Below are 5,221 nucleotides of genomic sequence, written 5' to 3' on the forward strand. Positions count from 1 at the left end.
TGGCGGGTGAAGCGCACCGTGAACCAGGCGATGGTGATGATGGCCAGCAGGCCGAGCCCCTCTGCCAGTGCCAGCATCCGCACCTTGAATTCCACGTGGTACTGCATCTGATTGACGAAATTGTCGATGGCCGCCACAAACTGCTCGGTGTTATCGGTGTACCGTCTGGGGGTGCGATCCTCGATGTGCTGGCGCATTACCTGCCACTGGCCGAGCACCTCGCCATAGGTGCGACGCAGGGAGGCAGGAGTGATCCAGCGCTGGGTTTCCTGCAGCTCTTCGGCGTGCAGGGTCTCTTCAAACTGGGAGAGGCGCCCCAGCACGCTGTCGCCCCGCTCGATTTCGTAGGCCATCCGGTAGGCTTGCATCCGCAGCGAACCGGAGAGGTTGATCGCCTTGGCATCGGGTACCGAGTAGAAGAGGGTGACCATGGCGACCAGCGCGATCAGGCTGGCCATGAAGAGGATCAACACCATGGCGCGGCCAATGGCACTGCTGACCGAATGGACCCTGAACCGTTTTCCCATACTGATGCGCACCTCTGAATAGTGATAAGGACCCCGCAAGATGCGTGGGAGTGTACTCCAACTTGTGTTAGCATCGAAAAACTAGATGAACTCCGAGCGGTTTTGCCTAAGTCCTAGCGATAGGGGGAAACCAGCCGTCAGCCGACGTTCGAGCTGTAAGGGTCAGGAAAGAAATGCCCTGGCCTCCCGTATTTGGAAAGGTGTTTATGTTGCCACTTGAAGATGGTTTTTCCCGTCGTTTTTACTATTTGCGTCTGTCAGTGACCGATGTGTGCAATTTCCGTTGCACCTATTGCCTGCCTGACGGTTATCGCCCCCCGGAAGGTCACAAAGCGGGGCGTCAACCCTTTCTCTCGATTGACGAGATCCGCCGCGTGGTCAGCGGTTTTGCCGCCATGGGTACCCGCAAGGTGCGCATCACGGGGGGCGAGCCCTCCCTGCGCCGCGATTTCACCGAGATTGTCAAGGTGATTGCCACCACCCCGGGCATCGAGAAGGTCGCCATGACCACCAACGGCTATCGCCTCAAGGAGCGGGCTCAGGAGTGGTTTGATGCAGGACTCAATGCGCTGAATGTCAGTGTCGACAGTCTCGACCCGCGCCAGTTTCACCAGATCACCGGTGAGAACAAGCTGGCCGAGGTGATGGAGGGGATCGAAGCGGCACTGGCTGCTGGTTTCAAATCGGTGAAGATCAATGCGGTGCTGCTCAAGGGGCTCAACGACTACCAGCTTGATGCCTTTCTGGGCTGGATCAGGCACAAGCCCATCGAGTTGCGCTTTATCGAGCTGATGCAGACTGGCGAGATGGATACCCTGTTTCGTGACCACCATGTCAGCGGCGAGCAGATCAAACAGCGCTTGCTGGAGAGCGGCTGGGTGCAGCAGTTGCGGGGCACGGATGACGGTCCGGCGCAGGTCTTTATGCACCCCGATTCGCAGGGCGGAGTGGGGCTCATCATGCCCTACAGCAAGGATTTCTGTGCCGGTTGCAACCGGCTGCGGGTCTCCTCGCTGGGGAAGCTGCATCTGTGCCTGTTTGGTGACAACGGCATCGACTTGCGGGATCTGCTCGGCGCAGATGCACAATCTGATGAGCTGCAACAGCGCATTCGCGCGGCACTGGCGGGCAAGAGTGCCACCCATCGTCTCCATGAGGGCAATGCCGGCATCACCCCTCATCTCGCCTCGATCGGCGGATAGCCGCAAAAAATCGCCAACGATTAAATAGCAATCCTCACATGGAGGTATTTTAACCGATACCTCCATTTTTATTGCGCTGCAAGGCTTTGATCTGGCGCAAGAATCCCCCCTGTTTATCTCCCTGGTGGTATATCCCTTACCTTGTCAGGGCCGCAATATACACCCACTCTTATAATTGGTATCAAGAATGCCAATCATGGACTCGCACTGTCCCCTTTTTCACCAGAACAGGAGTCAACATGCCGGATGAGATCGATCTTGCCCGCCGCGGCCTGTTCCGGGGGCGGCTGAGAACCGCCGAACCGCCGGTGCAGTTGCCCTGGTCAGTCAACTGGTCGGCATTTGTCGCCGACTGCACCCGCTGCGGGGACTGTCTGGCGACCTGTCCGGAGCAGATCCTGGTGAATGGCGAGGGCGGTTTTCCGGTGGTCGATTTCCAGCGTGGCGAATGCACCTTCTGCACCGAGTGCGTCACGGTCTGCAAGGTGCCGCTGTTTCGCCCGACCAGTGAGTCCCCCTGGCACTACAAGGCCCATATCGAGGCCAACTGTCTGGCCAATGGTCAGGTGTTCTGCCAGCGCTGTCAGGACAGCTGTGAGCCCAATGCCATTCGTTTTATTCCGGTGCTGGGGCGTGTGCCCACCCCGACGGTCGAGCCGGATCGCTGTAATGGCTGCGGCGCCTGTGTGCAGGATTGTCCAGTTGGCAGCATCAAGGTCGACGGGCGAGCCGCCCCATCCGGTGGTGCGAGCCAGCCCACCCTCAAGCAGGAGTCAGAATGAGTCAGAAGCCGTGTGACACAGAAGCCACAATGGATCAGGAGTTCCATGTATCGAGTCTGGTGGTGCTGACCCAGCCCCCATTGCGCCATCAGCTCGCCGAGCAGATTGGCGCCCTTGAAGGGGCCGAGATCCACGCCGTCAGTGACGAGGGCAAGCTGGTCGTGACCCTGGAAGGTCCGAGCCAGCGGCCGATCATGGCGGCCATTGATGCGATACAGGCGATGCCGGGCGTGCTCTCTGCCGCCCTGATTTACCACCAGTTTGATGAACTGGGCAGTCACTGAAAAGAGTGATGGGATGCCGGGCGTGCCCTCTGCCGCTGATGGCTGGCTCCCGTTCGACAGATTCGACAACTATTACGCGATAAGCAATGTGAGGATATGCCATGAAGCTGAGTCGACGCGACTTTATGAAGGCCAACGCGGTGGCAGCTGCCGCTGCCGTGGCCGGTGTCAGTGCCCCCACGCTGGCAGCCAATCTCATCACCAGTACCGACAAGACGGCCATCCATTGGGATAAGGCTCCCTGCCGCTTCTGCGGTACCGGCTGCTCCGTGCTGGTGGGCTCTCAGGATGGTCGGGTCGTGGCGACTCAGGGTGACCCCGATGCGCCGGTCAACCGTGGCCTCAACTGCATCAAGGGCTACTTCCTCTCCAAGATCATGTACGGCCAGGATCGCCTGACCCAGCCGATGCTGCGGATGAAGAACGGCCAGTTCGACAAGGATGGCGACTTTGCCCCCATCAGCTGGGATCAGGCGTTCGACATCATGGCCGAGAAGTTCAAGGCAACCCTGAAAGAGAAGGGGCCGACCGCTGTCGGCATGTTCGGCTCCGGCCAGTGGACCGTCTGGGAAGGCTATGCCGCCGCCAAGCTGATGAAGGCCGGTTTCCGCTCCAACAACATTGACCCCAATGCCCGTCACTGCATGGCCTCTGCGGTCGTCGGCTTCATGCGTACCTTCGGCATGGACGAGCCGATGGGCTGCTACGACGATATCGAGCAGGCCGATGCGTTCGTGCTGTGGGGCTCCAACATGGCCGAGATGCACCCCATCCTCTGGTCGCGGATGTCTGATCGCCGTCTCTCCAACCCGGATGTGCAGGTGCACGTGCTCTCCACCTTCGAGCACCGCAGCTTCGAGCTGGCGGACAACGGCATGGTGTTCACCCCGCAGACCGATCTGGCGATCCTCAACTATGTCGCCAATTACATCATTCAGAACGACAAGGTGAACTGGGACTTCGTCAACAAGCACACCGTGTTCAAGAAGGGGGTCACCGACATAGGTTACGGCCTGCGCCCGACCGATCCGCTGCAGCAGAAAGCGAAGAATCCGGATAGCGGCGATGCCACTCCGATGACCTTCGAGGAGTTTGCCAAGTTCGTGGCGGATTACGATGTGGAGTCGGTCTCCAAGCTCTCCGGCGTCTCCAAAGAGAAGCTGGAAAAGCTGGCCAAGCTCTATGCCGACCCGAGCAAGAAGGTGGTCTCCTACTGGACCATGGGTTTCAACCAGCATACCCGTGGCGTCTGGGCCAACAACCTCTGCTACAACATCCACCTGCTGACCGGCAAGATCTCCGAGCCGGGTAATGGTCCTTTCTCACTGACCGGCCAGCCCTCTGCCTGTGGCACCGCGCGTGAAGTGGGTACCTTTGCCCACCGTCTGCCTGCCGACATGGTGGTGACCGAGCCCAAACACCGCGCCATTGCCGAGAAGATCTGGAAACTGCCGGAGGGGACCATTCCCGACAAGGTGGGTTTCCACGCCGTGCTGCAGGATCGCATGCTCAAAGATGGCAAGCTCAACGCCTACTGGGTGATGTGTAACAACAACATGCAGGCCGGCCCCAACATGAATACCGATCGCCTGCCTGGCTATCGCGATCCGCGCAACTTCATCGTGGTCTCCGACCCGTACCCGACCGTCACTGCCCAGGCTGCTGACCTCATTCTGCCCACAGCCATGTGGGTGGAGAAAGAGGGGGCCTACGGCAACGCCGAGCGCCGCACCCAGTTCTGGCACCAGCAGGTGAAAGCGCCGGAAGGGGCCAAGTCCGACTTGTGGCAGCTGATGGAGTTCTCCAAGCGCTTCAAGGTTGAGGAAGTGTGGCCGGCTGAGCTGATTGCCAAGATGCCGGAAGTGAAGGGTAAAACCCTGTTCGACGTGCTCTATGCCAACGGTCAGGTCAACCAGTTCCCGAAAGAGCAGAGCAAAGGTCTGCTGAACGACGAAGCCGAGCACTTCGGGTTCTACGTCCAGAAGGGTCTGTTCGAAGAGTACGCCACCTTCGGTCGTGGCCACGGTCACGATCTGGCGCCGTTCGATCAGTACCACGAAGCCCGTGGTCTGCGTTGGCCTGTGGTAGATGGCAAAGAGACCCTGTGGCGCTACCGCGAAGGGTTCGACCCTTATGTGAAAGCGGGCGAGGGGGTACGTTTTTATGGCAAACCCGATGGCAAGGCGGTCATATTCGCCCTGCCGTTTGAGCCCGCCGCCGAGTCGCCCGATAAAGAGTACGACCTGTGGCTCTCTACCGGTCGCGTGCTGGAACACTGGCACACCGGCACCATGACCCGTCGGGTGCCCGAGCTCTATCGCGCCTTCCCGGATGCGGTGCTCTTCATGCACCCGGACGATGCCAAGGCTCGCGGCGTGCGCCGTGGTGAAGAGGTGATCGTCTCCTCCCGCCGTGGCGAGGTGAAG

5 protein-coding genes and 1 riboswitch are annotated in these 5,221 nt (G+C 59.8%); of the genes, 4 read left to right on the forward strand and 1 reads right to left on the reverse strand.

What is annotated here, in order from left to right:
* Positions 1-527, reverse strand: a 527-nt coding sequence (locus AACR14_RS15965) for a type IV pili methyl-accepting chemotaxis transducer N-terminal domain-containing protein (RefSeq protein WP_041202016.1), incomplete at its 3' end; no start/stop codon positions are given.
* A gap of 78 nt (positions 528-605) precedes the next feature.
* Positions 606-746, forward strand: a riboswitch (molybdenum cofactor riboswitch).
* Between AACR14_RS15965 and moaA the strand changes: the two genes are divergently transcribed.
* The 4 genes from moaA to napA form a co-directional block, all read left to right on the forward strand.
* Positions 734-1,729 carry a GTP 3',8-cyclase MoaA gene (gene moaA / locus AACR14_RS15970; protein WP_041202018.1) on the forward strand — a complete coding sequence of 332 codons (996 nt, stop codon included), beginning with the start codon at positions 734-736 and terminating at the stop codon, positions 1,727-1,729. It overlaps the preceding riboswitch by 13 nt.
* 239 nt (positions 1,730-1,968) lie before the next feature.
* Complete coding sequence (gene napF / locus AACR14_RS15975) at positions 1,969-2,511, forward strand: ferredoxin-type protein NapF (protein ID WP_019446901.1); 543 nt, start codon at positions 1,969-1,971, stop codon at positions 2,509-2,511.
* Positions 2,512-2,540: 29 nt separating this feature from the next.
* Positions 2,541-2,795, forward strand: coding sequence for a chaperone NapD (locus AACR14_RS15980; protein WP_026035134.1), 255 nt, complete (start codon positions 2,541-2,543; stop codon positions 2,793-2,795).
* A 101-nt stretch (positions 2,796-2,896) separates the two neighbouring features.
* Positions 2,897-5,221, forward strand: a 2,325-nt coding sequence (gene napA / locus AACR14_RS15985) for a nitrate reductase catalytic subunit NapA (protein WP_019446903.1), incomplete at its 3' end; no start/stop codon positions are given.

Origin of the sequence: Aeromonas sp. 159 (assembly GCF_963862045.1) — a bacterium.
Lineage (GTDB): Bacteria > Pseudomonadota > Gammaproteobacteria > Enterobacterales > Aeromonadaceae > Aeromonas > Aeromonas veronii.

Excerpts from the sequence above, each read along its gene's own strand:
- napF (WP_019446901.1), top strand. The coding sequence starts at position 1,969 with ATGCCGGATGAGATCGATCTTGCCCGCCGCGGCCTGTTCCGGGGGCGG.
- moaA (WP_041202018.1), top strand. The coding sequence starts at position 734 with ATGTTGCCACTTGAAGATGGTTTTTCCCGTCGTTTTTACTATTTGCGT.
- AACR14_RS15980 (WP_026035134.1), top strand. The coding sequence starts at position 2,541 with ATGGATCAGGAGTTCCATGTATCGAGTCTGGTGGTGCTGACCCAGCCC.